The organism is Acinetobacter sp. UBA1496 (assembly GCF_002324975.1).
Taxonomy (GTDB): Bacteria; Pseudomonadota; Gammaproteobacteria; order Pseudomonadales; family Moraxellaceae; genus Acinetobacter; species Acinetobacter variabilis.
The window spans coordinates 1-26,471 of sequence record NZ_DCRI01000025.1 but is presented as its reverse complement, the minus strand read 5'-3'; the positions used below and the strand labels follow the sequence as shown (position 1 = coordinate 26,471).

Below are 26,471 nucleotides of genomic sequence, written 5' to 3'. Positions count from 1 at the left end.
ACTGAGTGTTTGGATCAAACCAAATGGAAATATTACCTCGGTTAATGAGGGCACGATTGTAGGAAGACCAGTTAGTTGTACGATAGATTTTAGGAGCAGGTTTATTCATATTGAAATTATAGGACTGAATAATCTTTCTAGGCTAGGTTTATGCAACAAAGCCAATTGGATCCTGAATTGAAAATCTATAATCAGGAAATCAATAAAAGAAGAATCGGAATTGAGCATGTATTTGGCAGCCTGAAAACCTTCAAAATCCTTGCTGAGCGTTATCGAAATAGAGGTAAAAGGCTTGGTTTGAGATTCAATTTAATCGCTGGAATCTACAACTTGGAACTGAGCAAAAAATGATTTATGAAAGAGGTCTAATAGTTACAGCAAATCTCTCTAGCTCTTATACATATTGTATTTTTTTATAAAAATAATAGAGAGTTTGGTAACTTAATTTCATCCGCTCCAAGCTTAAAATAAATTGCTGTTATAGTGTGAACTATAATATTCTAATTCATGCATTAAAATGAAAAGATTACCTACTATTTCAAGTATTTGCCTATTTCTCTTGAGTATTTCCATTCAAGCAGAAACCTTTCCTGAAACTTATATATTATGGGAACAATATTACCAAGTTGAACAAAAGGATCTCGAACAGGCAACACAACTTTTACAGCAGATTAGCCAGAAATCACCGCGAGATCCAAAGGTCTGGAAAACTTGGACATATCTGGAAATGCGCAAAAATAATAATCCCGAAGCTTTAATTTATATTGATCGAACTCTTGAATTAACGCCAGATGATGAACAATTGTTGTTGCAAAAAGCCTATCTGTTGAATGCTGCTCAGCGTAATCCCGAAGCTTTAGAAATATTTAAAAAACTGCAAAGTTCCTCAAATCCTGAGACTGCAGCAAAAGCCCAACAGGCCGTACTTAATTTAAATGGAACAACAAGTGGTCAGACTAAAAATACCTTTGCCGATATCTATTTTTCTCCTTCTTTTGAAGGACGTTATGACACGGCCATCTTACCCTTGAAGCTCCGTTATGGACGTTATTGGGGAGAAGAAAACCGTGGCCAGATTTATGGCTTTGCCAGCATTAACAGGGATACCCAATCTACCGGCGGTGCACGACCTGAGATTATTGACCAGAATGCAGCCATTGTCGGTGTTGGAACAAATTACCGTCCTTGGGAATGGCCGCTCTATCTATATCTGGAACTCGGCGGAAGTTATGATCTAATCGATTTAAACCGAGACAAATTCAGAGAAAGTATTAATTTTGGTTTGACCGGTTATCGGGAATGGTATTGGCATGATTCCGAAACTAGTCATAGTCCGGTTACCCAGAAAACTCAGTATTTTGCCGAACTGTATGGCAATGCAGCGAGCTATTCACGTGAGGATTATAATGTAATTGGCGACCTGCGCCTGCGTACCGGTTGGAACTTTAACCGGGATCAACTAGGCAATATCCAGACTTATCTGAAGTTACATACGATTAATGATTCCAATAACGAATTTTATAATAACCTGGCAGAGTTGGGGCCGGGTATAGCCTGGCAACCTGCAGACTTCCCGGTCAAGCTACGTATTGAACAGATGTATGGCAAATATGTAAATGGGGCACCTGAGTCTGGAAAAAGAACTTTTGATAATACCCGAGTGGAACTGACTTATTACTGGAGCTTTTAACCATGCCGATTGATCTTTCTTTTATTTTTGGTACCCGCCCTGAGCTGATTAAATTAGCACCAGTCATCTTAAAAGCCCAGCAAGATTCACGATTTAGAGTCAATGTGGTATTTACCGGTCAGCATCTGGAATTGGTACAGGATGCGATCGAGTTTTTCCAAATCAAGATTGATCATCATCTGCAAATCATGCAACCCGGCAAAAGTCTAAATATTCTATTAAGCAAGGCATTGACCGAACTGGATCAAGTATATCGTGACATGCCGAAATGTGATGTAATTGTAGTGCAAGGGGATACCACCACTGTACTTGCAGGTGCTCTGGTGGCCTTTAACTTGAATATTCATTTAGCGCATGTTGAAGCCGGATTACGCTCTTTTGATCTGATGCATCCATTTCCGGAAGAAGGAAACCGGCAACTGGTTTCCCGCTTGGCTCACTGGCATTTCGCACCGACCCGACGTTCTGCAGAAAACTTGCGTCAGGAAAATATTCCAGACCCGCAGATTTTTATTACCGGTAATACCGTGGTTGATGCTATTTATCATGCCCGTGATTTAATGCAATCTTCTTCTCAGCAGTCTCAGCAAAGGTTAGAGCGAATGGGGCTGAAATTAAGTGAACAAGATAAACTGGTCTTGCTGACCGCACATCGACGGGAAAATTTTGGTGAAGGTATTCAAAATATCTGTGCCGCCATCCATGCACTATGTCGCCGTTATCCAGAGCTGCATTTTGCCTGGCCTGTGCATCTCAATCCGCAGGTATATGAAATTGCCTATCGCGAGTTTCTGGATCATCCGCAGGTACATTTGTTAAAACCTCTGGATTATCCGGACTTACTGGCTGTTTTAGGTGCAGCCTATTTTATTATGACCGATTCAGGCGGTATTCAGGAAGAAAGCCCCACCTATCAAAAACCGGTGCTCATACTGCGGGATGTAACTGAACGTCCGGAAGTGGTTGAAGCAGGTTGTGGAATACTAGTCGGTACTAATCAGGCCAAAATCGTACAAGAGTTTTCTCGTCTCATGGATGATTCAGCCTATTATCGACAACATGCAGAAGTCGAAAATCCATTTGGTGATGGTCATGCTTCGGAACGTATTTTGGAACAGATGCTGCAAGATTTAATAGTCAGAGCTTAGTAATTGATTTTCATCCACAAATAAAGCCAGAGCACACTGGCTTTATTTAAATAATGTGGACCGTCAAAAATATAGACACGCTCTCCAGCATAAGCTTTTAACTGTTTTGCAATTTCCCAAGGATAAGCTGCACGGAAGCCGCCTCCCGGTTTAGGCCGGAAAGCTTCGAGAATAATCACAACTCTTTTGTCCCCAACCTGATGTTTAAGATTTTGATAAATCACCGCTGCTTCTTCGGGGCTGCGCGTGCCCACACCGACGCCATCCTGAAAAAAAACTTGGGCATTATCAGGCAACCAGCTTTCAAGCCAGTAATGTAAAAACCGTGATTTGCGATCTGCACTATAAATGCTGATCCAGATTGGTCGCTGGAACTCGGCAACATAACGCGCCAGATTGGCAACTCCATGCCAGCTTGGATCAGCTTCTACAGGAAAATAATAAGCAGCAGGCTGAACTGGAAGAGAAGTTTTAATAATCTGTTGGGATTGTAAAAAGAGCTGGTCAATATTTTCACGTGCCACAGGTTCCTGAAAAATGCCTGCCAGACCTAAGATAACCTGCTTGGACCAGGGTTGTTCGGTAATCGTATTCCAGTCCGGCTGATGTTGCCATTGGGCTCCGGGGATTTCTTTAAAAAAGGAGCGTCCGTCTACAATACTCCATTGAGTGACTAAGGTATCGATGCCTAATAAGTGCCAGTTACCGGAGGCGTGACTCATCTGGTCAACCTGCCAGAAAATACCCTCAATTTTAGGCGCTGTTACCGCTTTAGCATCTGCACGTGCCATAAAAAACGCAGAGCCAGTAAAAGCCAAGGCAGGAAGTGCCAGTAACACCAGTAAGCCTAAAATCAGGTATTTTTTCATCATTATTCTTCTTTGGTTTTTTGTGCCTTACGGGTTCTGCGCCAGAACAGCAGCCCTATAATGAGCGCAGCAACAATCACTAGAATAATAGCAATAGTTCGCATGGAAATCTGTTCAATTATCGGGGTTTCTGCTTTTTCTATAGCTGTTTGACTAAGTACGGTAATTTGCCCTTGGGCAGAAATAAACAAGGCCGCAGTATTGTTCGGGATTTTCTGCTGGATTTGCGGCCAAAAGCGGGCAAAATTTTCTACCCCGAGGTTGTTGTCGCTATAAATCCAGAAATTCCCGTTTCTGACGGTGATCAAACTACCATTTGCCGTAGTAGGTAAGTAAAGAATCTGACTGTATTTTTGCAATTCGGATTGATAACGCTGGGCATTCAGCAGGATGTTAATGGTTTTAGGTGTACTTGGATTCAGCTGGGTGATATTCAGACCAATTGGATCATTACTGAGCAGCATGTTCTTGGCAACTTGAGCCAAACTGATCGCGATGGGGGTGGCTACAGGCGTATTCATGGCAATTTCAGGAGTCTTGTCAAAAACTGTAGACAGGCTGATGACTCCCTGTTTCATCTGGTAAGGCAGACTAAGCTTAGATTTTTTAGCATCAATCCATAAGGCATTACCCGCATTAGGTAGACAATTATTGCTATTTAACTGGTTATTACTCACCGTCATGTTAAAGCTGTTGGTATAGGGATAATCTGCACCTACAAATTCAAACTGCCGCTCAACCGGGCTGGAATCCAGTTTTGCCAGACTGGTACTACCTGCGAGTACTTCATTGAGCCAAACCTGTAAGGTCGAGCCTTGTAAGAGTCCGCTTTGCGAACGGAAATTAAGCTGACCCTTTAAAATATCCGTAGCCTCCCAAACAGCAGGAAAGACCAGTGAAATATTTTTGGGAGTATTGTCTAGTTTGAAATCGGAAATGCCCAGATCAGCCAAGCTTTCAAAACGGCGTACACTGGCCCAGTTTGGTCGTGCGACAGGGCCATTTAAACTCGCTGTTGCAGTATTTAGTTGTGCCAGATATTGCTGATTGAGCAGGGCATTGACGGCCATCAATAATTGGGATTCTGAAGAGTATTCAATCGTGAGACTTGGTATCTGGTTGACCTGATTTAGACTCATCCTGGCTGCGGGTAATTTTGCGGCCGAACGCTGAATATTGATCATGAAATCAGGTGCTGATTCAGGAGTGGTATTTAGCCGCCATTGCACAGGTGTCGCAAAATTCCAGGCAGTTGCCAGCCTACTCATCATGGTGGCTTCCAGGAAATTTGCCGTATTAAAACCTAGCAGTGCCTGTACTGGTTCTGGTCGGTTCAATTGACTATTGAACAGGACATCCGGGAGTTGATTCAGCTGCATGCTGTTACGCTGCGATTGATAACTCAGATTTGGTTGAGTCAAGGTAGTCTGTAAATTGCTTGATTCAAGACAAATATTGGCAGTACTTTGTCCAGGTCCTGGTTTTTGTAAAATACTGATATCCAGCCGATGAAAACCGCTATCGGCAGGGGGGAGGCTAAAATTTAATGTGCCTTTACCACTCAAATTTTGTTGATGAATCAGCTGATTGTCATACCGGACAATCACCGTACTGCTACCCTGTACATTGAACTGACTGCTGAACTGGACATCCTGCCAGCTTTCACCTTTTCCAACATAAAAAAAGTAAGGCGTAGTTTGCTCTACATGCCGCGCAACTACATCATCAAGCTTCCAGATGGCCGCATAGAGAGGTGCACTAGACAATGCCAAGATAAGTGAAGACATTAATCTCAAAGGAGCTGTTTTTATGTGCATGATCATTTTTTTTCCTTCTTTCGTTCTGTCTTGTACCAGGTAATTCCTTCACCTTTGATTTTGCCTTTTAACATGTCCCAGGCAGCTTTAAAGACAATCAGGAGAAAGATTTGTGAATAGGTGAAATAGGCAATAAAGGCATAGAAGTAAAATCGTTTAGGCACTTCTTTTTCCAGACTGAGGGTGAACCAGATCTGGACCAGATAAAGAATAAACGCCAAAATGAAGAGTAAGGTAAATGGGCCGGGAATCGTGGTGCCATCAATACCGAGTAGGCCAACCACCAGCGTCATATGACTTAAGAACAGGGCTGGCACAAAAATGATGTAACACATAATATTATTGCCGATCTCCATTCCGATTGGAAAAGGATGCCGGAGCGCTGTTCTTAAATATTTACGGGTTACATAAAAGTTACCTTGAGTCCAACGCGAGCGTTGTTTGATAAAAATATTCAGGTCGCCCGGATCCTGTTGCCAGCCTACGGCATAAGGCACCCATTTAATCCGTTTATGTCCTAGAAAAATCCGGTAACTCATTTCGGTATCATCGACTAAGGATTTTTCGTCAAATCCCCCTAGAATATCGAGTGCATCTCGCCAGATCACATAATTGGTTCCCATTAGGGTGGAAAGACGGAAACGCAGCCAGCGTCCACCCTGAAAAATCCACTGAAAATAGATAAACTCGATAGCGATAAAGGTACTAAGGGGGCTGTCTTTCCAGTTGCGGGTACGGACTTTGCCATTCACTGCGACCAGACTAGAATCTGCCAGCAAGGTCTGGGCAATCAGCCGTACACAATCCGGCTCTGGCGTACTGTCCGCATCATAAACCGCAATCAATTCTCCGCGGGCGTGTTTGAGTCCGTTATTCAAAGTTCTGGATTTACCTTTACCACCTTGACCTTTAGGCACATTGATGACCCGAATGACTGGAAATTCGGCTGCTATACGATCGGCAATTTCCTGGGTATTGTCTTTGGAGGCATCATTAATTAGTAGTACTTCATAACTTTCAGCCGGATAATCCTGTGCAGCTAGAGAGCGTAAGGTATCTTCAATCACCAGTGCTTCGTTATATGCCGGCACCAGCACACTCAGCATGGGCCAACGTTCAGGTATTGGTAAATTGGTCAGTTCCTGACTGGCACGAATCGAATAGCGCCAGGCAGAAAAGCTGAGCCAGGCCCAAAAGGCCTGTGGAATCCAGATCCCGATAAAGCCGGTAATAAACAGAATATCGATCATGCTCATGATTTTTTGAACCTCCGCCATAACATGGTGATCAGGAGGATGAGCATTAAGATAACGATCACAACAACGGATGCCCAGGAAGTTGAGGTACCCCAGAAGCTTAATAAATTAGGGTAATGGGTCGAGAGCACCAGGTGTAATGGCAAGATGACGATTCCTGCTGAGAGCAAAACATAGCCGAGTGGATTGGTATGCACCCGGTTCAGTTGGCTGTCAAAGCGTGTATTTAAAAAGGTCCAGGAAATTCCCAATTCAGGATAAGCAATTTCATTTTCGGCAAGTGGCCCCTGAGGATTCAGGATAATTCCGGTACCATTGAAAGCAGTTTGTGGGTAGGCGGTGTAAAATTGTTGCTGACCAGATTGAATTAAACGGGCGGGTAAAGGCAGTTGTCCTGGATTGGCCTGAACAATGTAAAGTCCCGCAGGTAAAGTTTTGAGATTCGGATTCCAGCCATCCTGTATATAGGCAGCCATGGGACGTAGACCTGCACTGGTGGCGAGGGTCGCAAGTCCGCGAAAACGCTTTGGTTCGATACTGCTTAGATCAAGAATCGGGATAGCACCTTCCGAAACCTCCTGTTTGATCTGAAAGTAGATTGATGGTTTCATGAAATTTTCAGGAATGATTAAACCCGGTTTAATACCCTGATTTTTCATGGTTTGATAAGTTTCGTACTGTAGTTGATCCAAGCTAAATACCGGCCATAACTTCCTAGGAGCTGGGAAATAGGCTGGAATTTGCTTAATATCTGAGGAATCTTGCTGCTGAACCGGATCGGCTGTTTTAAGCTCACATTGATAATATTGTTGATAATAAGAACTCAGTACCGGGTCAGGCAGTGTATTGACTGAAACGACCAGACCGCAGACATGCAAAAAATGACTCATAGGCGTTCCTCCAAGGAGGGTCGGCCCTGATGATGGGGTAAATGAGTAATCTCTGTTTTAATCAGTTCAATCTGTTTGATTTTTTCAATCAGTTGTTTGGAAATAGTAGATTCTCGATCGGCAATCATAATTACGCGCAAGACCGAGAGCCGGCTATCAGTAAAGGAAAAATGAGGAACTTCGAACTTACTTTCCAGCACATGGATAATTTTTTGTTGTAACAGTTTTAGTTCATCCACCTGCAACATATCTCTTAATAAATTGTGGTTGGTAATTTCTATATAAATTTCATCATATTGAGGAATCAGATTCAGATTTAACATATCCTGAACCTGAGTTTGGGTATAGAAATAAGTACTGATAGGTAATGTTTTATGGGTCAGGTTTTTACGATAAGTATCTAGTAAATTGTCGGTTTGCCTGTTGGTCGACATCATTTCATAGTAAATACTGAGTAGAAGTGGCGCTAAAGGTAGAATAAAAAGCTGCAAGAAGCGAGTATTGATATCCATGCTATCAGCCTGGACATTAAATAAAATATAAATAAAAAGAGTAATAAAAATGACAATACTCAGTACAACGGACTGAACTACATTTAAAAAGCGTCCCAGTAGAATAAAGCCAATTAAAAGAATCCAGCTTCCGACCAGTTCTGTACGTACCCATTCATAGCCAATTAGTCCTATAAATATAACTATGACCATGGGCAAAAAAGTAATAGTTTGATTTGTCCTTACTAACCAATTTTTTTCCATTAAAATAATTATTTAAAGTAATAATTTAGGATGTTAATGAAATAATTACATGAATAATGTATGAAAAATATATATTTGTTTTTCAGAGTTTAAAGTAATAATATTTTTTGTATAGAAAGAATAAAAATTATTTTTAATATAAAGCATTATGATTAATTTCATATGCCATTATTATTTATTCAAGTATAGAGATTTATTCTTGAGATTAAAGACATAACCGTATGTCATAAGTCGTAAGATACAACATGATGTGTGATTGTCTTATATATGAATATGGCTTAAATGTTCTGGTCATGATGTGAATATTCTTACTATCCCGTTTTTCAGCCTGAGATAGCAGTTTTTTCTTGTAGCTATCGGCTAACTTGCCGAATTGTGAATAAAGAGGGCATGGCCTAGGTCGCTTTATTCGTACAAAGATCTAGGCGTTGGGTTATTAGCGTTAAGACAGGCACTTTTTTCTTTTTTGGTTAAAAGTATTTTCATGCTTTTTTGAAAAGCAATAATTTTTAGCCGAGAAATTTTATGGCTTGAAGGCCTAATGTATTTTCACAGGGAATAGCAGATGAATATATTATTGATTGCAGGCTGGGGACTGGGGACAACCGTCCTGAAAGAATTTTCTGAAAAACTCAGGACAGATCATACAGTAGCAATCTCTGATATTTTTGACCCCTTTGATGCGGTGACCCTGCAGGAAAAGATAAAGCTCGCACAAGATTATGATGTGCTCATAGGCTGGTCTTTAGGAGGACAATTGGCCATATATTTGGCGAATGAAATCTTTCAGCAGACACGAGTAGCAAAGCCTGTCATTGCCTGTATGTCCAATCCTTGTTTTGTTGCCAATAAAGATTGGCAACAAGCAATGCCTGAAACTGATTTTGAACAGTTTCTCCAGGCCGCCCGACTAGACATGTTAACGACATTGAAACGTTTTTGTCATCTCGTCTGTATGGGAGCGAAGGATGCACGGCAACGGGTAAAATATTTACAATCCAAACTGTCTTTAATTGATTTAAATCATCAAGAAAAGCATCTTTATCTTTTAAAGCAATTAGACTTGGTAGAGATATTAAAAACCTGTTCAACGAAGATACTGTTTATATTTTCAAATCAAGATTCACTAGTTCCTTGCCAAGTTTCCATAGAACCTGTCTTTTATCAACAAAGTTTAATCAAAGTCAAAGAAATCGAGGCCGCACATGATGCAATCCTGTTCGATACAGAATTGGTGCTAACACCTATTCTGGATTTTCTGGATGATTTATCAGTTGCTTCAGCAAGATAGAGAGTTCAGTCATTTGCATTTTCAACTGAGCAGGCTAAGATCGATATTTCCACAATTTTTCAGGATGAATTTTGTGTTTGACGCTTTTGATCAAGAGCATATTTGGCATCCTTATACCTCAATGACTGCCCCCTTGCCATGTTATCCGGTCGCTAGCGCCAGCGGTGCCCAGATCTATCTGGAAGATGGCAGGGCGCTGATTGATGGGATGTCCTCCTGGTGGTGTACGATTCATGGCTACAGTCATCCTGAGCTGAATCAGGCCGCCATTGAGCAGCTGAATAAGATGTCACACGTGATGTTTGGCGGATTGACCCATCAGCCTGCCATTGAACTTGCGAAAATCCTGCTGGAGATTACGGCATCTGAGCTTGATAAAGTCTTTTTTGCTGATTCCGGTTCTGTTGCTGTAGAAGTTGCCTTGAAAATGGCGGTGCAATATTGGCATGCCCAAGGTCAACCGGAAAAAAGTAATTTTGTCACGACACGTTCGGGCTACCATGGTGATACATGGAACGCGATGTCAGTTTGCGATCCCGTCACGGGTATGCATCAAATCTTCGGTTCAAGCCTGCCTAATCGATATTTTGTTCCTGCACCTGAAAGTCGCTTCAATGGCGAATGGCAGGAGCAGGATATCCAGCCACTGAAACAGTTACTGGCAGAAAAGCATGAGCAGATTGCAGCCATGATTATTGAGCCGATTGTTCAGGGTGCGGGAGGGATGCGTTTTTATCATCCTGAATACTTACGCCAAGCCAAAGCTTTGTGTAAGCAATACGATATACTCCTGATTCTGGATGAGATTGCGACAGGTTTTGGACGCACTGGTAAGCTATTTGCCTATGAGCATGCCGATATCATCCCTGACATACTTTGTTTAGGTAAAGCCCTGACCGGTGGCTATATGACATTGTCTGCTACGCTCACCACTAGGCAGGTTGCAGAGACCATTTCTCGGGGGGAAGCGGGTGTTTTTATGCACGGCCCGACCTTTATGGCCAATCCGTTGGCGTGTGCAGTTGCAGTAAAAAGTATCCAGCTTTTACTGGCACAGGACTGGCAAGCCAATATTCAGCATATTGAACAGCAATTAAGTACTTTGTATGTTTTAGATGGGCATCCTGTAGTCAAAGATGTGCGGGTGCTTGGGGCAATTGGAGTGGTTGAGCTGCATCAGGCAGTGAATCTGGCTGAATTCCAGGCAGAATGTGTTCGTCGTGGTGTATGGATTCGTCCATTTGGCAGACTGGTGTATGTCATGCCACCTTTTATTATTTCTACAGCCGAATTGCAGACATTGCTGGAACATATGATCGCTATGATTCAGCACCTGGAGCTTGCAGCATGAATCACCTCGAACATTTTGCACAGCAACTTGATGTATTAAAGCAACAAGGGCAATACCGCGAGTTTAAATCCAACATTACCAGTGCTGCCCATTTTGAACTCAACGGCAAAAACATGTTGAATCTGGCATCGAATGATTATCTGGGTCTTGCCAGCCAAATGGATTTACGGGAAGCATTTTTTGATATGACTCCTGTTTCTGAACGGCAGATGAGTGCCAGCTCCTCCCGATTGCTGACTGGAAATTTTCCCGCTTATGAACAGCTTGAACATAACATGTCGCAAGCCTTTGGCCGTGTGGTACTGCTGTTTAATAGCGGCTATCATATGAATATCGGGATTTTACCTGCGCTTGCAGACAGTAAAACCCAAATCATTGCTGATAAACTGGTTCATGCCAGTATGATTGATGGTATCCGTTTATCTAAAGCGAATTATGTGCGATATCGGCATAATGATTTAGATCACTTGGCACAACTTTTATTGAAATATCATTCAGATGAGTCGATTGAACGTATCATTGTCGTCACAGAATCCATTTTTAGTATGGATGGGGATGAAACCGATTTAACTGCTTTGGTGGCGCTAAAAAAACAGCATCCTAAAGTCATGCTGTATGTTGATGAAGCGCATGCGGTAGGCGTACGCGGTTTACGTGGACTGGGCTGTGCCGAGCAATACAATGTGATAGGGGATATCGACTTCCTGGTAGGTACCTTTGGTAAAGCGCTTGCTTCGGTTGGTGGCTATTTGGTCTGCGAACCGATAATCCAGGAATATTTGATTAATTCAATGCGCCCGCTCATTTTCAGTACGGCCCAACCTCCCATCTGTATGGCTTGGACAAATTTTATCTTTCAGCATCAACAGGGCTTACAGGCAGAACGTCAATCGTTAACTGCATTATCACAATACAGTCAGCAGGCAGTAAAAAATCTGGGTTATGACTGTCCGTCAAGTTCCCAGATTATTCCGGTCATTATTGGAGATACGCATCAGACCGTAGCTTCAGCAGCCTATTTGCAAGATCATGGTTTTTATGTATTGCCTGTACGTCCACCCACTGTTCCCAAAAACTCGTCACGACTGCGGATATGTTTGCATCACGGAATAAAGAATCAGGAAATTCAGCACTGTTTTAGTGTACTGGAGCAGTATCAGCCATGAACAACACACTGGTTGCACAACGATTTGCTCAGGCTCAGCACAGTTATGATCAGCATGCCGTAGCACAGCACCATGTCGCTCAACATTTACTTCATTTAATGCAACAGTATATTCCCCAACCACATATGCAACGTGCGCTAGAAATTGGTTGTGGTTCAGGTCTGTTTAGCCATGCTTTTTTACAGCATTATGAGGTTGATCAGTTGTTTTTAAATGATCTTTATCCTGAAGTGAAACAGCATTTTCCTGAAACTGAGCAATTCATCTGGGGTATAGGCGATATCGAACAGTTGCCATTACCGCAGTCTTTAGACTTGGTGGTGTCCTGTTCAGCCTTGCAGTGGATTCAGGAGCTACCAGCCTTAATCCGAAAAGTGGCCAATGCCTTGAACCCATCAGGATACTTCTGTTTTGCCAGTTATGCAGAAGACAATTTAAAAGAAATTAAAGCATTAACAGGACAGGGTCTGGATTATTTACCACTGGAAACTGTAGCAAATATCTTGCAGGCACAGGGCTTTGAACTGCTGATGGCAAATGAAGAACGGATCCAACTCAACTTTGCCCAGCCTAGAGATGTGTTAAAACACATGAAATCTACCGGTGTGCAGGCAACGGCTCAGGGTTTTCGTTGGAGCAAAAGCTCACTTGCGCAGTTCGAGCACCATTATGCTCAATTCCAGATCCCGGAAACAGAGGGTTATCCTTTGACTTACCATCCCATTTACCTGATTGCACGGAAGGCTCTATGAGTTTGAAAATCTATTTTGTCAGCGGCATTGATACCGCTATTGGTAAGACCTATGCCACCGGTTTTTTAGCCAGAAGCTGGAATGAACAGGGGATTCGAACCATTACCCAAAAGCTGATTCAAACTGGCAATGTGGATGTTTCAGAAGATATTGAGCAGCACAGGATGATCATGGGGTGTGGACTGCTGCCTGAAGATCATGACAAGCTGACCATGCCAGAAATTTTTAGCTATCCAGCCTCACCGCATCTGGCATCTGAACTGGATCGGCGTTCAATCGATTTCGAAAAAATTCAGCAGGCAGCCACTATACTGGCCGAGCGTTATGACCGGGTTTTGCTTGAAGGGGCAGGCGGATTAATGGTGCCGCTGACCCGGGACATGCTGACAATCGATTATATTGCAGCGCACGATTATCCTGTCATTCTGGTAACTTCAGGCCGTCTGGGCAGTATTAATCATACTTTACTGAGCCTGGAGCTACTCAAACAGCGTAAAGTCACACTTCATGCTGTGGCATTTAACCATACTGATGACCATCAGGACCAAACGATTGCGATGGATACTATTCAATATTTAAAGGAGTATCTGCCCCAGTATTTTCCAACAGCCGTATGGCTGGATATTCCTAAGCTTGCAGGTCACGCTTAGACACGCCGCACTTGATTTCAATGCGAAGCCCATAGGGCCGTCGGGCATTAAAAGAGAGCAGATAACCATATTGTTTTAACAGGTTAGCGGTTAATGTCAGCCCCAGACCATGGCCGTGCTGCTGAGCAGATTTGCGCCAGAAGCGTTGTCCTAAATGTTGGATATCCTCGGCTGTAAGTTGTTGTTCATTATCTTTAATCACTAGGCAACCAGGATGCAGGGATGGAGCTAAAGACTTCCGGTTGCGCCTTGTTTTCAACCCCATATGCGCCAGCCGCCGCGAAAATGATCATGATCAGCAGGATAAAAATAACCGCCTGAAATGAGCCATTTTGCGCTATCTACCAAAAGGCAGACTGATCCTAATCATGATTTCGAACAGGCTAATTCAAAAAAGACAAGATTATTTAGCGGCTGTCGTCAGAAAAATATAGATTATCCTATGATTTTAAAGAATTATTTCTTATGTAAAAGAAATAATTTATAACAAGAAAAATCTTTAAAAGGTTTTTTTAGCTATAAAAAAATTGAATAATGAATAAAACATAAACCACCAATAGGGCAGAGATGACCAAGAATTATTATGAAATATTAGGTGTACCTCGAGATGCAACTGTTGAGCAAATTAAAAAAGCTTATCGTAAACTTGCCAGAAAATATCATCCCGATGTCAGTAAAGAAGCTGATGCAGAAGAGCATATGCAACAGTTAAACATTGCTTACGATGTGTTAAGTAATGATGAAAAAAAAGCAGAATATGATTTTGAATTAGACCATCCACAGAATAGCCAGGGTAGGGATGCTCATAAATATTATTCAAATATGGGCGGACAGGATTTTACAGGGTTTGAAGACTTGTTTGGTCGCTTTGGTGGCGGTTTTGGTGGTTTCAATGAACAGCGTTATCAGGGTCGAGCATCCTATAGAGGTGATGATCAACACGCGACTCTAGAAGTAGATTTGGATGTTGCATTCCATGGTGCAACTCAAAATGTCACTTTACAGATTCCAACTATCAATGCGTACGGGCAAGCAGAAGTACAGCGTAAAGTCTTAAAAATTAAAATTCCAAAAGGCATGAAAGCAGGGCAAAAAATTCGTTTAACCGGACAGGGGCAACCGGGTATTCATGGGGGGGAAAATGGTGATCTGTATATTGAAATCCAATACAAAGCTACAGATTCAACTTATGCTGAAAACGCGGATGTCTATCATCATCTGAAGATTAGTCCATGGGAAGCAGCACTTGGACAATCGATTACGGCAAGCTTACCCAATGGTAAACAACTCAATATTCAAATTCCAAAAAATGCCAAAACAGGTCAACAATTACGTTTAAAAAATCAGGGGATTCCTGCTAAAGATGCAGGGCATTTATTCCTCATCCTCGATATTGTGCAACCACCTGCACAAACTGAACAAGAACAACAGGCTTATGAAGCATTTGCAGCAGCATTCTCCAAATTTAAGCCGAGATCATCATAAGGAGTAAAATTATGACGACAGTTAAATATTATGAGGTGGTCTTAGAAGATATCCAACAGGCAGAAGTTGTAGATGAGCAACAACGTTATGATTTAAATAGTTTTGCTCAAGTTTGTGGTCAAAGTCCTGAATGGATTCTGCAACTGATTGAATACGATATTTTGCCAAATCGCGTAAATGCATCAGATTTATATTTTTTAGTGGATGATGTGGCACGTGCACAAAAAGCGTATCGTTTACAGCGTGATTTTGATGCAAGTTTTACTGCTGTAGCCATGATGTTGGATTTAATCGAAGAATTAGAGAGACTTCGACGTTTATAGACACAGAACAAAGTAATACGCTGGTCAATTTAGCTTATGTCCTTAGGATGGGCAGAAACGTTGTTGATGCCAGATTTGAAATGTCGGCAACTCTCTGGAAAAATGCCCTGGCAGCCTTGCATTTAACTGGCTAGCGCAATCCGATAATAAATAATAACAAACCCACCGCTCAGTTAGCATACAGTAAGTAAAGAAGTGGTTGACTGTGATCATAAAAATAACAGCTCAAGCAGGAGGGAAGCTAGATGGCCAAGTATACTGATATCAATAGTTTTAATACCTTAGAAACATTAACCGTCGGTTCAGAACACTATCAGATTTTCAACCTATCCAAATTGCAAGTGCAGTTGGGCGACCTGTCCCGGCTGCCCAAATCTTTAAAGGGCTTGCTGGAAAATTTATTACGTTTTGAAGATCAGCTCACGGTGAAGACCGAGCATATTCATGCCTTGGCAGGATGGCTTAACGACCGAACTTCAGAACAGGAAATCCAGTATCGTCCGGCACGGGTGCTGATGCAGGATTTTACCGGTGTTCCTGCAGTGGTTGATCTTGCTGCAATGCGTGCAGCAGTGGCCAAAGCCGGCGGTGATCCGGAAAAAATTAATCCGTTGTCACCGGTGGATTTAGTCATCGATCACTCGGTGATGGTCGATTACTTTGCCAGCCCGCAAGCTTTTGAGCAGAATGTTACCATTGAGATGCAACGCAACGGCGAACGCTACCAGTTTCTGCGCTGGGGGCAGGCGGCACTCAATCAGTTTCGCGTGGTGCCGCCAGGAACCGGGATTTGCCACCAAGTCAATCTGGAATATCTGGCACAAGTGGTCTGGAGCAATGAGGTCGATGGGCAGCGCTTTGCCTTTCCTGATACCTTGGTCGGTACCGATTCACATACCACCATGATCAATGGCTTAGGCGTGTTAGGCTGGGGGGTAGGTGGTATTGAGGCGGAAGCGGCCATGCTAGGCCAACCGATCTCCATGCTGATTCCGGAAGTGATCGGCTTTAAGCTTACCGGTAAACTCAAAGAAGGGATTACAGCAACTGATCTGGTGCTGACCATTACCCAGATGCTGCGCCAAAAAGGCGTAGTTGGAAAATTTGTCGAATTTTATGGTGATGGCCTGGCCGATTTACCCTTGGCGGACCGTGCCACGATTGCCAATATGGCACCGGAGTATGGCGCTACCTGTGGCTTTTTCCCGGTTGATGAGGTGACGCTTTCCTATTTACGTTTAACAGGACGTCAGCCGGAAAGAATTGCCTTGGTAGAGGCTTATAGCAAGTTGCAAGGATTATGGCGCAATCCGGGGGATGAACCCGTCTTTACAGATACGCTGGCTTTAGATATGTCGACGGTAGAAGCCAGTCTAGCGGGTCCGAAACGCCCACAGGATCGTGTACTATTGTCACAAGTGCCGAGAACCTTTGATGCCTTCATGGATCTGACCTTGAAACCGGTCAAAGAAGAAAAAGAGCGTCTGGAAAATGAAGGAGGGGGAGGTACGGCTGTTGAAGCGAGACAGGCCAACCTGCCCCATGAAAATGTTTTTTGTATGATTGAGGGTAAAAAATATCCGTTGCAGCATGGTGACGTGGTGATTTCAGCGATTACCTCCTGTACTAACACTTCGAATCCCAGTGTCATGTTGGCAGCAGGGCTATTGGCCAAAAAGGCAATCGAAAAAGGTTTGCAGCGGAAACCCTGGGTGAAAAGTTCACTGGCTCCAGGTTCCAAAGTGGTTACCGATTATCTCAATGCAGCAGGGTTGACGCCTTATTTGAATCAACTGGGTTATAACCTGGTAGGTTATGGTTGTACCACCTGTATTGGTAATTCGGGACCTTTACCTGAAGCGATTGAAGAAGCTGTGCAATGTTTCGATTTGAATGTAGCCTCAGTGCTTTCCGGAAACCGTAACTTTGAAGGACGAGTGCATCCTTTGGTGAAAACCAATTGGTTAGCATCTCCCCCCTTGGTTGTTGCCTATGGTTTGGTCGGGAATATTCGAACTGATCTCACTGCTGAGCCGATAGGTGAAGGCTTTGATGGGCAAGCAGTTTATTTAAAAGATATTTGGCCGACACAGATGGAAATTGATGCCGCACTGCAGAACTTGAATACTGAGATGTTCCATAAAGAATATGCGGAAGTGTTTGAAGGTGATGCCAAGTGGAAAGCGATCCAGATTCCTCAAAGTCAAACCTATACTTGGGATGAACAATCGACCTATATCCGACATCCACCCTTTTTTGCAGAAATTGATCAGCCGGTGCGACCAATTCAGCAGATCAAACAGGCACGGATTTTGGCTGTATTGGGAGATTCAGTCACGACGGACCATATTTCCCCTGCAGGCAACATCAAAAAAGATAGTCCTGCCGGACGATATTTGCAGCAACAGGGGGTTGATGCAAAAGACTTTAACTCTTATGGATCCCGCCGTGGCAACCATGAGGTGATGATGCGAGGCACCTTTGCCAATATCCGCATCAAAAACGAAATGCTGGGTGGGGAGGAAGGTGGCAATACTCTGCATATTCCAAGTGCAGAAAAACTCTCGATTTATGATGCGGCAATGCGCTATCAGGCAGAACAAACCCCACTCGTGATTATTGCCGGGAAAGAATATGGCACCGGTTCTTCACGTGACTGGGCGGCCAAAGGCACCAACCTATTGGGGGTGAAAGCAGTGATTGCTGAAAGTTTTGAGCGGATTCACCGTTCTAATCTGGTCGGCATGGAGGTGTTACCTTTACAGTTTGTGGAGGGTCAGAACCGGCAGATCTTGAACCTGACCGGGCATGAAACCCTATCAATTCTAGGATTGTCGGATGATATTCATCCGCATCAAATGCTGGATGTAGAAGTGCAACATACCGATGGTACATATAGCCATTTTCAGGTGTTGTGTCGTATTGATACCTTGAATGAGGTGGAATACTTTAAGGCAGGTGGGATCTTGCACTATGTTTTACGCAATTTGCTCGCTTCCTAAATTGGATGATGAAAACCCGACACCGGCCACAATGCCGGCCAGTTAAGCAGTTTTACTGACTTATTTATGCGAAATGATTTTAATGACATTGCAAATTATGACTAAATTGAAAGAACTCTGCGAAACTTAGTTCAAGAAGGTGAGCTAATTAAAGTGGATTATGGTATTTATACCAAAGTAAGAAAAAACCAAATGACCGGAAAAATAATACCAGCCTTTCTAGAAGGCGCTGATGCAGTGATCTTCGAGGCATTAAAAAGATTGGATGTACAGATTACGTTGGGTAAGGCTACGGAAAATATTTATCTGGTCAACCCACCCAGATTCCAGTCTTTACTCAAATTAAAACCCTACATCGTTTTATACGCCAATTGTCTGTAGGTTGTAGCCAATTAATGCCTGATATAAAAACAGTTTGCAGATGTCGCTGATGGACTTGGTATTGGTGCAATTTCTATGTGTAGACAGGTAAGTGTCCGCCGAACCTGATATGATCCTCGAAAGTTAGACGGTTGATTAAGCAGCTTTAAGGACTGATTTCTATATACAAAGGGAGAGCCTTTTAATATCACCTTGATTCATCATATTGAAATACTGGTACTACAAAATAGCACTATTCATGTGATTAAACCGTACCGGGTTTGTCGGAGACTTTTTATTTAAGTTAGGCCACAAACTCAAAAGGTGACACATAATCTAACGCACTATGTAAACGTTCCTTATTGAACCAATCTACCCAGTTTAGTGTCGCAAGTTGTACATCTGCTAAACCTTGCCAATCTGCTTTTAAATATTCAATCACCTCTGTTTTGTATAAGTCATTCACAGTCTCAGCCAAAGCAATATCATATGAATCACCAGTCGTACCGACTGATGCTCGTAAATTTGCTGCCTCTAAACGATGACATTATTGTCAAAATGCAGGGTATGGGTGGCTCCCCTTAGGGGCATAATTTGTTGAATCCTAGGTTACTATTAAAAAATCAGAAAAAATAGGAGCTTATAGCTCCCATTTTTTGTTAGCTTTCCAAGTCCCTATGTTAATTTGAAGAATACTTCATCATAACGTTCGAATACAGCTATATTTTTTTGATTTCTACAATATCACTGGATTCAATGAGCGATTGGATATTACCAAATAAACTTTGAATATAATCAGACGCTATATGGATATCTAAATCCTCCCTGCTACGCCATTCTTCTAAGAAGAAATATCTACTCGAGTCATTTTCGCTAATATAAAGCTCATATTTCAAGCATCCTTCTTCGTGAAGCGTAGGCTCTATTACACTTTTTAAAAGCGCTTCTAACGTCTCTTTTTGATCTGACTTTGCCTTAAAGTTCGCAATTACTGAAATAGTCATTATTTCACCTTTAATTTGTTTTAGAAGTTTTCTAGTACAATTTTGCCTTTTGACTTACCTGATTCAAGTAACTTATGCGCCTTCTCCAAGTTTGCAGCGTTAATTTTGCCTAGATTTTGGTTGAGGGTACTTCTAATTTTTTGCTGGTCAACTAATTGAGCAACCTGTTGCAATAGATCACCTTGCTTTTCAATATCATCGGTTTCATACATTGAACGGGTGAACATCAGCTCCCAATGGATAGAAATAGATTTAGTCTTAAACGGCATAATATCAAATGTTTGTGGATCATCGATCAATCCAAGCTTGCCTTGTGGTGCAATCAGAGAAACTATTTGCTTGATATATGTTTCTGTATGATTTGTAGAGAATACGTATTTTGGTTTTTCAATGCCTAGTGTATCGATTTGTGCATTCAAATCTTTGCTATGATCAATGACATGGTCGGCACCCAGTGATTCAACCCAAGATTTCGTTTCTTCACGTGAAGCTGTTGCTATAACGGTCAGATTTGTTTTTGCTTTTAGGAGTTGGATAGCGATAGATCCTACACCGCCTGCACCACCAATAATTAGAATACTGCCAATTTCTGTTTCTGAAATTTGAAACCGATCAAACAGCATTTCCCATGCCGTTATTGCAGTTAATGGCAATGCTGCTGCTTCTGCATTAGATACTGTAATGGGTTTAAGACTGATAATTCGTTCATCGACTGCTTGAAACTCAGCATTACTACCATCTCGGGTTAAATCGCCAGCATACCAAACAGAATCTCCTACTTTAAATGAGGTAACTTTTGAGCCAACTTCGATAATTTCCCCAACGGCATCCCAACCTAAAATACGATTATTTGCTTCAGACGAATTTTTTCTCACTTTGGTATCAACTGGGTTCACAGAAATTGCCTGAACTTTTACCAGTACATCACGCTCCTTAAGCGTAGGCTTAGCTTTTTCAATATCTACCAATGAATTTTTAAAATCATCATGGTTATTTATAACATACGATACGGCTTTCATAGATTTGTCCTTAACTTTAAAAATATAGTAAAAATGGGAGCAAGGTGCTCCCATTTTTTGTTATTCAATTATTAAAACTCTTGGCTCGTTGGGCGTAAAACAATTTCATTAATATCTACATCCGCAGGCTGTTCAATTGCATAAGCAATTGCTCGAGCGACTGAGTCAGCTGGTATAGCTTGTTTGTAGAAATCAGTAACAAACTCTGAACTTTCTTTATGAGAAGAACCAAATTTTAGTTCTGACTCAACTGCACCAGGCTCAATAGTAGTCGTTCTAATTGTTCCCCCAACTTCATGACGAAGTCCTTCAGAGATGGCTCTTACAGCAAACTTAGTACCGCTATAAACAGTACCTCCTGGACTAAATACTTTTATCCCTGCAACAGATGCGAGATTAATAAAGTGTCCAAAGTTTTGTTTTTGGAAAACAGGTAGAGTAGCTGCTATACCATAAAGAACACCTTTAATATTAATGTCGATCATACGATCCCATTCATCAACTTTTAGCTCACTTAATGGTGCAATAGACATTAATCCAGCATTGTTTACCAATACATCGATTTGACCAAATGCGCTTAATGCCTTTTCAATAAGTGCTTGTACTTCATGTGGTTTGGTTATATCCATACCAATAAATTCAGCTTGACCACCTTCAGTACGAATGTCGTGAACAATAGCCTCTAATTTTTCAGTACGTCTAGCACCAAGTACAACCTTTGCACCTTTTTTAGCAAGTAAGCGAGCAGTAGCTTCACCTAAACCACTACTTGCACCTGTGATAACAATAACTTTATTTTCTATATTATTCATACAAGTGCCCTTCAACCTATCTGTCAATCATATTTGATGGATTAAGTATTACAGCCTTGTTAGGTATAATAAATGAATAATATTATCTTTCAGAATTCCTATTTACGGAATAATTACCAGACCACAGGATTGGACATGCAGAACAAATTGGAAATGATGCGTATCTTTTGTGTCGCAGCAGAGTCTCGAAATTTTAAAGAGGCAGCAACTCATCTGGGTATTTCCCCACAGGCAGTGACACGGGCAATAAAAGAGCTAGAAGAGCAGCGCGGAGAGATTCTGTTTTACAGGAGTACTCGACAAATTAAAATTACCGCTGATGGTGAGCGTCTGGCAAAGCAAGCACGTTTTGCGGTGGGATCGATCGATGCTTTGTTTGTAAAAGACACCAAGGAAAAACGAGATGAAATGCGTGGGACTGTGCGTCTTACTGTGTCGTCTGTGTTAGGGCGCAAATTGGTAGTACCTGCACTAGCAGAATTTGCCACACGTTATCCAGATATTGTCGTGGATTGTGTGCTAACAGATTCACACTCGGATGTGATCGATGAGCGGATAGATATCGGGATCAGATTTGGATTTTTGCCGGACAATCGATATGTGGCAAGGGAATTGGCGAAAGTGAACTTTTATTCTGTGGGTACGCCAGAGTTAATTGATAAGGTTGGAATGCCCAAAAAAATTATTGACCTAGATAAATACCCTCTAACAGCATTAGTCGATCATAAAACAGGACGTTACTGGCCATGGACATTCACCGAAAGTCGAAGCTTTACGCCATCAAAGCCCCGTTTTATTACAGATGATCTAGAAGCTGAATTTCAAGCGATTCTCGCTGGAGTTGGATTCGGACACATGCCTGGATTTCTAGTTTTGCCGTGGCTTAGGAGTGGTAAGCTCATTCAGATACTTCATGAGGAAACCTCTCCTGTTTGGCGCCTGTATTTATATCGTCCACAGCGGGGCCCGACACCTTTGCGAATCCGAGCATTGTTTGATTACTTAGTGGAAGTGCTGGGCCATATAGAAACCTGAATCAGAAGGAACTAACCTTTTTTCTAGAAAGTAGAAATCAGATAAGACCATCATGTATTTAGAGTAACTACAATTTTTCCTATTTGCTGATTTGATTCAAGATAGCGCTGAGCGTCATGCATGTCCTCAAAGTTAAAGCAACAGTCGATCACTGGACGAAGATATCCTGCACCTATACTGCTAAGAATAAATCGTCTGGCTTGCTCCCTTAGAACAGGGTCATGCAGAACCTCAAGGAACAAAAAACCTCGCATAGTTAAGCTCTTGCGTAATGCAATTTTTAGGGGGAATGGTGTGATCTCCGGGCTAAGTGCACCATGCATAACCATCGTTCCTCCCACAGACATCGCTTTTGCAATCTGTTCAATATGTGGCCCTCCTACAGCATCGAAGGCGACATCAAGATATTCTCCACCCAAACGTGAAACAAGCGCCTCATACAAATCTGGTTCATCTTCACTGGCTATAACATTTTTAACACCGAGATCCAGTAAACGTTGCTTTTTCTCTATCGTCTGTGTACTTGCAATGACCTTAGCACCCGCTGCTTCAGCGATCTGTATCGCAGCTAGTCCTACGCTACTTGAAGCTGCTGTGATCAAGATCGTTTTGCCTTTCGAAACTCCACCAGCATGGATTACACCACCCCAAGCCGTCAAATACTGCATCCAGATTGAAGAAGCTTCTTCCCAGCTTAAACTATCGGGTTTGTGAACTAAAAAAGTTTCTGGAATCAGAAGCTTGTCCGTATATGTCCCATATTTGGCTAGATTGTCAGTCGGAAGAATCGATACTGCATCTCCTGGAGAAAATTGGCGTACACCTTCACCTATTGCCAGAACTATGCCTGCTCCCTCATATCCCAGACGAGAAGGGAATACTGCCTTTTGAATATAAGTACCACGCCGAAACATTACATCAGCCCGGTTGAGTCCGATCGTTTTCATCTGGATTAGAACTTCTCCTGCTGCTGGTAAAGCAACAGGAAGTGTTTCTAATGTCAGAACATCTGTATCTCCAATACTATTGAAGCGCCAAGTCTTGGCCTGAAGTGCGTTAAATGACATCAATCACTACCTTAATATTGGCAGAGCGATCTTGAACAGCATCATGAGCCTCAATCGCTTGGTCTAGAGTAAAATGACGAGGATCAACAATAGGACGCAGTTTACCTTCCTCAACGAGACGAGTCGCGATCTTAAGGATATCACCATGATGAGAACGGCGATTGCCTGTTAACATCGGCATTAGGACGAATACGCCAGACACTGTGGCACACCGTAGAGATGAACTCGCTAAATTATGATTACCAAATGCAGCACAGCTGGTAATGTGGCCATAGTGAGTTGTCATGGAAAGTGAAGCTTCGAGTACTGGACCACCCACAGTGTCGTAAACAATGTTAAAACCTTGACCCTCAGGGCTTGCAGCAATAATGTCATCGGAAGATGCTGTTGTGTAATCGAGAGGTGTTGCACCGAGTTCTGAAATCAGTGATTGATCAGCTGTACGACCAGTCGCCCAAACATTTGCATCAAGTGCTTTTGCAAGCTGAACCACCATATAACCAACGCCACCAGCACCACCTTGAACCAGTACAGTTTGCCCTGGTTGGACCTTCGCATTATCCACTAAACCTTCCCAAGCGGTGAGGAACGTCAATGGTAGTACTGCTGCCTCGCGCATAGAGATATTCCGTGGCTTTAATGCGATCAGATCAGCATCTGCTACAACATATTCTGCTAAAGATCCTTGAAGATTACAAACGCCACCAATCAGACCGTAAACTTCATCTCCGACGTTGAAGTGAGTGACACCTTCACCAATAGCAGTTACAACCCCAGCCATATCTGTTCCCAACACGGCAGGAAGCTCTGGCATAGCATATGGTGCTTCACCAAGACGAATTTTATAATCAATAGGGTTTACACCACTGGCATGAATACGTACTAGAACTTGCCCAGCCTCTGGTTGAGGTATAGGGAGTTCTACACGTGTAAATTCATGAGCACCAAAATTTTCTAGGATAAGAGCATTCATCATCTTATTCATAGTTGTTCCTTATTCTTAACTGGGGGATGATATGCACAGTACCAAAGTAAATTAATCCAATAAATGATATTTATAGGATTTAATAATTCCTAAATAATGAATAATAAATATCATCCGCTCACTAAAAATATTCTAGTACAGTCTGTAAAGGCAGTTTAATCTAAACTGTCGGTAGTATTTTCAAGGCTTGAAACGTTCAAAATATCTACAAAGTGGCTAAAATTTGAAACATAATTCTAAAAGGTCACAGCATTACAAAGAACATGAGCCAAAATAAAAAATGGCAGCTAAAAGTCCCATTTTTTTGTGACCTTCGCATAAGCTCTACGACGTTAATTTAAAAAAACTAAAAACAGGGATAGAAAATTTTCGCTAAAGACCTTTTTGATTTTTCGATTTATAAAAATTATTGCTTTTTTTATACTATGGGGTACTATAGTATAAATGCTAGCAAATAAGGAGGTCTGATGCCTAATCAGGTTGAAGACAAAAAAAAGATTCTTCTACGCGTCAGAAAGATCAAAGGTCAGACGCAAGCGATTGAAAAAGCGTTAGAAGACAATGTGGAATGTGGTGCAATTCTGCAACAAATATGCTCTGTGCGTGGTGCTATTAATGGTTTAATGAATGAGATGTTAGAGGTTCATTTAAAAGACACTTTAGTATCAGGTGAAACCACAGAACAACAACGAAAAGAAGAATTGGCTGAAATCGCCAAGATTCTAAAATCATATTTAAAATAGATCTGTATAAGGAATTATTCCATGAAGTCACGTGCTGCCGTTGCGTTTGGTCCTGGTCAACCTCTTCAAATTGTTGAGGTTGATGTTGCACCACCGAAGAAAGGTGAAGTATTAATCAAGATCTCCCATACCGGTGTGTGTCATACAGACGCATTTACTTTATCTGGCGATGATCCTGAAGGTGTTTTTCCGGCTATTCTCGGGCATGAAGGTGCTGGTGTCGTAGTTGAGGTTGGTGAAGGCGTGACTAGCGTCAAACCAGGTGATCATGTAATTCCACTTTACACCGCTGAATGTGGCGAGTGCGTATTCTGTAAATCTGGAAAATCGAACTTGTGTATTTCCGTTCGCGAAACTCAAGGTAGAGGCGTAATGCCAGATGGCACAACTCGTTTTTCCTATAATGGTCAACCGATTTACCACTATATGGGCTGCTCAACGTTCAGTGAATACACGGTAGTGGCAGAAGTATCATTGGCTAAAATCAATCCTGAAGCCAATCACGAACATGTCTGCTTACTAGGTTGTGGTGTCACAACGGGTATCGGTGCAGTACACAACACCGCTAAAGTACAAGAAGGTGATAGTGTTGCGGTCTTTGGTTTAGGTGGTATTGGTCTAGCAGTCGTACAAGCCGCACGTCAAGCTAAAGCAGGACGTATTATTGTGGTTGACATGAATCCAGATAAATTTGCGCTGGCAAAAGAGTTTGGTGCAACGGACTTCTTGAACCCTAAAGACTACGATAAACCGATCCAGCAAGTAATTGTCGAAATGACTGGCTGGGGTGTAGATCATTCATTTGAATGTATTGGCAACGTGAATGTAATGCGTGCAGCCCTTGAAAGTGCACACCGTGGCTGGGGACAATCCGTAATTATTGGTGTAGCTGGCGCAGGTCAAGAAATCTCTACCCGTCCATTCCAACTAGTTACTGGTCGTAAATGGTTAGGTTCTGCTTTTGGTGGCGTAAAAGGTCGCACGCAACTTCCAGGAATGGT

At 42.2% G+C, this 26,471-nt stretch carries 24 protein-coding genes and 4 pseudogenes; 14 read left to right on the top strand and 14 right to left on the bottom strand.

The annotated features are described in order from the left end of the window. Positions 1 to 109 (bottom strand): annotated as a pseudogene (locus B3143_RS02875) (IS5/IS1182 family transposase); the annotation flags it as partial. Positions 110 to 165: 56 nt separating this feature from the next. Here B3143_RS02875 and B3143_RS02870 point away from each other — a divergent pair. The 3 genes from B3143_RS02870 (at position 166) to wecB (ending at position 2,838) form a co-directional block, all read left to right on the top strand. Further along, positions 166 to 351 carry a transposase gene (locus tag B3143_RS02870; protein ID WP_286739450.1) on the top strand — a complete coding sequence of 62 codons (186 nt, stop codon included), beginning with the start codon at positions 166 to 168 and terminating at the stop codon, positions 349 to 351. Positions 352 to 517: 166 nt separating this feature from the next. Next, positions 518 to 1,690: a tetratricopeptide repeat protein gene (locus tag B3143_RS02865; protein ID WP_104427059.1), complete on the top strand. Its 1,173-nt coding sequence runs from the start codon at positions 518 to 520 to the stop codon at positions 1,688 to 1,690. Between the two features lie 2 nt (positions 1,691 to 1,692). Beyond that, positions 1,693 to 2,838, top strand: coding sequence for a non-hydrolyzing UDP-N-acetylglucosamine 2-epimerase (gene wecB, locus B3143_RS02860; RefSeq protein ID WP_104427058.1), 1,146 nt, complete (start codon positions 1,693 to 1,695; stop codon positions 2,836 to 2,838). Here the strand turns inward: wecB and B3143_RS02855 are convergent. Genes B3143_RS02855 through B3143_RS02835 form a run of 5 tightly spaced genes read right to left on the bottom strand, consistent with a single transcriptional unit; the run spans position 2,835 to position 8,182 of the window. Next, on the bottom strand, positions 2,835 to 3,710 hold the full coding sequence (locus tag B3143_RS02855; RefSeq protein WP_045796775.1) for a hypothetical protein: 876 nt from the start codon (positions 3,708 to 3,710) through the stop codon (positions 2,835 to 2,837). The genes wecB and B3143_RS02855 overlap by 4 nt on opposite strands. Next, entirely contained in the window at positions 3,710 to 5,530 is a 1,821-nt protein-coding gene (locus tag B3143_RS02850) for a hypothetical protein (protein WP_175965979.1), read from the bottom strand. Before B3143_RS02850 ends, B3143_RS02855 begins: the two co-directional genes overlap by 1 nt. After that, on the bottom strand, positions 5,527 to 6,780 hold the full coding sequence (locus B3143_RS02845; RefSeq protein ID WP_004812106.1) for a glycosyltransferase family 2 protein: 1,254 nt from the start codon (positions 6,778 to 6,780) through the stop codon (positions 5,527 to 5,529). The genes B3143_RS02850 and B3143_RS02845 overlap by 4 nt, the downstream gene beginning before the upstream one ends. Beyond that, the gene (locus tag B3143_RS02840; RefSeq protein WP_004812108.1) at positions 6,777 to 7,670 is read right to left on the bottom strand and encodes a hypothetical protein; all 894 of its coding nucleotides are present in this window, start codon (positions 7,668 to 7,670) and stop codon (positions 6,777 to 6,779) included. The genes B3143_RS02845 and B3143_RS02840 overlap by 4 nt, the downstream gene beginning before the upstream one ends. Beyond that, positions 7,667 to 8,182: a hypothetical protein gene (locus tag B3143_RS02835; RefSeq protein ID WP_228127312.1), complete on the bottom strand. Its 516-nt coding sequence runs from the start codon at positions 8,180 to 8,182 to the stop codon at positions 7,667 to 7,669. Before B3143_RS02835 ends, B3143_RS02840 begins: the two co-directional genes overlap by 4 nt. 808 nt (positions 8,183 to 8,990) lie before the next feature. Here B3143_RS02835 and B3143_RS02830 point away from each other — a divergent pair. The 5 genes from B3143_RS02830 to bioD all read left to right on the top strand — a co-directional run bounded on the left by B3143_RS02830 (position 8,991) and on the right by bioD (position 13,635). Continuing rightward, the gene (locus B3143_RS02830) at positions 8,991 to 9,716 is read left to right on the top strand and encodes a hypothetical protein (protein ID WP_004812113.1); all 726 of its coding nucleotides are present in this window, start codon (positions 8,991 to 8,993) and stop codon (positions 9,714 to 9,716) included. A gap of 73 nt (positions 9,717 to 9,789) precedes the next feature. Then, positions 9,790 to 11,067, top strand: coding sequence for an adenosylmethionine--8-amino-7-oxononanoate transaminase (gene bioA, locus B3143_RS02825; RefSeq protein WP_034424591.1), 1,278 nt, complete (start codon positions 9,790 to 9,792; stop codon positions 11,065 to 11,067). Further along, positions 11,064 to 12,233, top strand: coding sequence for an 8-amino-7-oxononanoate synthase (locus B3143_RS02820; RefSeq protein ID WP_004812117.1), 1,170 nt, complete (start codon positions 11,064 to 11,066; stop codon positions 12,231 to 12,233). The genes bioA and B3143_RS02820 overlap by 4 nt, the downstream gene beginning before the upstream one ends. Beyond that, entirely contained in the window at positions 12,230 to 12,985 is a 756-nt protein-coding gene (bioC, locus tag B3143_RS02815) for a malonyl-ACP O-methyltransferase BioC (protein ID WP_004812119.1), read from the top strand. The genes B3143_RS02820 and bioC overlap by 4 nt, the downstream gene beginning before the upstream one ends. Further along, entirely contained in the window at positions 12,982 to 13,635 is a 654-nt protein-coding gene (gene bioD / locus B3143_RS02810) for a dethiobiotin synthase (RefSeq protein WP_004780106.1), read from the top strand. Before bioC ends, bioD begins: the two co-directional genes overlap by 4 nt. On the opposite strand, the pseudogene B3143_RS02805 reads toward bioD, so the two are convergent. Further along, positions 13,613 to 13,858, bottom strand: a pseudogene (locus tag B3143_RS02805) (ATP-binding protein); the annotation flags it as partial. The gene bioD and the pseudogene B3143_RS02805 sit on opposite strands and share 23 nt — an antisense overlap. After that, positions 13,848 to 13,970, bottom strand: a pseudogene (locus B3143_RS02800) (ion transporter); the annotation flags it as partial. The pseudogenes B3143_RS02800 and B3143_RS02805, both read right to left, overlap by 11 nt. 232 nt (positions 13,971 to 14,202) lie before the next feature. On the opposite strand from B3143_RS02800, the gene B3143_RS02795 reads away from it, so the two are divergent. The 3 genes from B3143_RS02795 (at position 14,203) to acnA (ending at position 18,445) form a co-directional block, all read left to right on the top strand. Further along, complete coding sequence (locus B3143_RS02795; RefSeq protein WP_004812122.1) at positions 14,203 to 15,120, top strand: DnaJ C-terminal domain-containing protein; 918 nt, start codon at positions 14,203 to 14,205, stop codon at positions 15,118 to 15,120. Positions 15,121 to 15,131: 11 nt separating this feature from the next. Beyond that, positions 15,132 to 15,443 (top strand): chaperone modulator CbpM, encoded by a 312-nt coding sequence (locus tag B3143_RS02790; protein WP_004812124.1) that lies wholly within the window; start codon positions 15,132 to 15,134, stop codon positions 15,441 to 15,443. Positions 15,444 to 15,688: 245 nt separating this feature from the next. Next, on the top strand, positions 15,689 to 18,445 hold the full coding sequence (gene acnA, locus B3143_RS02785) for an aconitate hydratase AcnA (protein WP_004812125.1): 2,757 nt from the start codon (positions 15,689 to 15,691) through the stop codon (positions 18,443 to 18,445). Between the two features lie 664 nt (positions 18,446 to 19,109). Here the strand turns inward: acnA and B3143_RS02780 are convergent. The 4 genes and pseudogenes from B3143_RS02780 to B3143_RS02765 form a co-directional block, all read right to left on the bottom strand. Continuing rightward, positions 19,110 to 19,349, bottom strand: a pseudogene (locus B3143_RS02780) (integrase core domain-containing protein); the annotation flags it as partial. A 175-nt stretch (positions 19,350 to 19,524) separates the two neighbouring features. Continuing rightward, positions 19,525 to 19,809, bottom strand: coding sequence for a putative quinol monooxygenase (locus tag B3143_RS02775; protein WP_004281848.1), 285 nt, complete (start codon positions 19,807 to 19,809; stop codon positions 19,525 to 19,527). Positions 19,810 to 19,829: 20 nt separating this feature from the next. Then, entirely contained in the window at positions 19,830 to 20,828 is a 999-nt protein-coding gene (locus B3143_RS02770) for a zinc-binding alcohol dehydrogenase family protein (protein ID WP_004812129.1), read from the bottom strand. A 71-nt stretch (positions 20,829 to 20,899) separates the two neighbouring features. Further along, entirely contained in the window at positions 20,900 to 21,640 is a 741-nt protein-coding gene (locus B3143_RS02765) for an SDR family oxidoreductase (RefSeq protein ID WP_004812130.1), read from the bottom strand. A gap of 135 nt (positions 21,641 to 21,775) precedes the next feature. Here B3143_RS02765 and B3143_RS02760 point away from each other — a divergent pair, with 135 nt between their 5' ends. Further along, a complete protein-coding gene (locus B3143_RS02760) occupies positions 21,776 to 22,675 on the top strand; it encodes a LysR family transcriptional regulator (protein WP_004812132.1) in 900 nt (299 codons plus the stop codon). A gap of 50 nt (positions 22,676 to 22,725) precedes the next feature. On the opposite strand, the gene B3143_RS02755 is transcribed toward B3143_RS02760, so the two are convergent. Further along, positions 22,726 to 23,742, bottom strand: coding sequence for a zinc-dependent alcohol dehydrogenase family protein (locus B3143_RS02755; protein ID WP_004812134.1), 1,017 nt, complete (start codon positions 23,740 to 23,742; stop codon positions 22,726 to 22,728). Further along, positions 23,732 to 24,727, bottom strand: a complete 996-nt coding sequence (locus tag B3143_RS02750) for a zinc-dependent alcohol dehydrogenase family protein (protein ID WP_004812136.1) — start codon at positions 24,725 to 24,727, stop codon at positions 23,732 to 23,734. The genes B3143_RS02755 and B3143_RS02750 overlap by 11 nt, the downstream gene beginning before the upstream one ends. Positions 24,728 to 25,194: 467 nt before the next feature. On the opposite strand from B3143_RS02750, the gene B3143_RS02745 reads away from it, so the two are divergent. Both B3143_RS02745 and B3143_RS02740 read left to right on the top strand, forming a co-directional pair. After that, the gene (locus B3143_RS02745) at positions 25,195 to 25,470 is read left to right on the top strand and encodes a metal/formaldehyde-sensitive transcriptional repressor (protein ID WP_001133624.1); all 276 of its coding nucleotides are present in this window, start codon (positions 25,195 to 25,197) and stop codon (positions 25,468 to 25,470) included. 21 nt (positions 25,471 to 25,491) lie between these two features. Beyond that, positions 25,492 to 26,471, top strand: a 980-nt coding sequence (locus B3143_RS02740; RefSeq protein ID WP_286739437.1) for an S-(hydroxymethyl)glutathione dehydrogenase/class III alcohol dehydrogenase, incomplete at its 3' end; no start/stop codon positions are given.

Excerpts from the sequence above, each read along its gene's own strand:
- B3143_RS02795 (WP_004812122.1), top strand. The coding sequence starts at position 14,203 with ATGACCAAGAATTATTATGAAATATTAGGTGTACCTCGAGATGCAACT.
- B3143_RS02830 (WP_004812113.1), top strand. The coding sequence starts at position 8,991 with ATGAATATATTATTGATTGCAGGCTGGGGACTGGGGACAACCGTCCTG.
- B3143_RS02850 (WP_175965979.1), bottom strand. The coding sequence starts at position 5,530 with ATGATCATGCACATAAAAACAGCTCCTTTGAGATTAATGTCTTCACTT.
- B3143_RS02755 (WP_004812134.1), bottom strand. The coding sequence starts at position 23,742 with ATGTCATTTAACGCACTTCAGGCCAAGACTTGGCGCTTCAATAGTATT.
- B3143_RS02770 (WP_004812129.1), bottom strand. The coding sequence starts at position 20,828 with ATGAAAGCCGTATCGTATGTTATAAATAACCATGATGATTTTAAAAAT.
- B3143_RS02845 (WP_004812106.1), bottom strand. The coding sequence starts at position 6,780 with ATGAGCATGATCGATATTCTGTTTATTACCGGCTTTATCGGGATCTGG.
- bioC (WP_004812119.1), top strand. The coding sequence starts at position 12,230 with ATGAACAACACACTGGTTGCACAACGATTTGCTCAGGCTCAGCACAGT.
- B3143_RS02820 (WP_004812117.1), top strand. The coding sequence starts at position 11,064 with ATGAATCACCTCGAACATTTTGCACAGCAACTTGATGTATTAAAGCAA.
- B3143_RS02760 (WP_004812132.1), top strand. The coding sequence starts at position 21,776 with ATGCAGAACAAATTGGAAATGATGCGTATCTTTTGTGTCGCAGCAGAG.
- B3143_RS02835 (WP_228127312.1), bottom strand. The coding sequence starts at position 8,182 with ATGGATATCAATACTCGCTTCTTGCAGCTTTTTATTCTACCTTTAGCG.
- wecB (WP_104427058.1), top strand. The coding sequence starts at position 1,693 with ATGCCGATTGATCTTTCTTTTATTTTTGGTACCCGCCCTGAGCTGATT.
- B3143_RS02765 (WP_004812130.1), bottom strand. The coding sequence starts at position 21,640 with ATGAATAATATAGAAAATAAAGTTATTGTTATCACAGGTGCAAGTAGT.
- B3143_RS02790 (WP_004812124.1), top strand. The coding sequence starts at position 15,132 with ATGACGACAGTTAAATATTATGAGGTGGTCTTAGAAGATATCCAACAG.
- B3143_RS02865 (WP_104427059.1), top strand. The coding sequence starts at position 518 with ATGAAAAGATTACCTACTATTTCAAGTATTTGCCTATTTCTCTTGAGT.
- B3143_RS02855 (WP_045796775.1), bottom strand. The coding sequence starts at position 3,710 with ATGATGAAAAAATACCTGATTTTAGGCTTACTGGTGTTACTGGCACTT.
- bioD (WP_004780106.1), top strand. The coding sequence starts at position 12,982 with ATGAGTTTGAAAATCTATTTTGTCAGCGGCATTGATACCGCTATTGGT.
- acnA (WP_004812125.1), top strand. The coding sequence starts at position 15,689 with ATGGCCAAGTATACTGATATCAATAGTTTTAATACCTTAGAAACATTA.
- B3143_RS02745 (WP_001133624.1), top strand. The coding sequence starts at position 25,195 with ATGCCTAATCAGGTTGAAGACAAAAAAAAGATTCTTCTACGCGTCAGA.
- B3143_RS02840 (WP_004812108.1), bottom strand. The coding sequence starts at position 7,670 with ATGAGTCATTTTTTGCATGTCTGCGGTCTGGTCGTTTCAGTCAATACA.
- B3143_RS02750 (WP_004812136.1), bottom strand. The coding sequence starts at position 24,727 with ATGAATAAGATGATGAATGCTCTTATCCTAGAAAATTTTGGTGCTCAT.
- B3143_RS02775 (WP_004281848.1), bottom strand. The coding sequence starts at position 19,809 with ATGACTATTTCAGTAATTGCGAACTTTAAGGCAAAGTCAGATCAAAAA.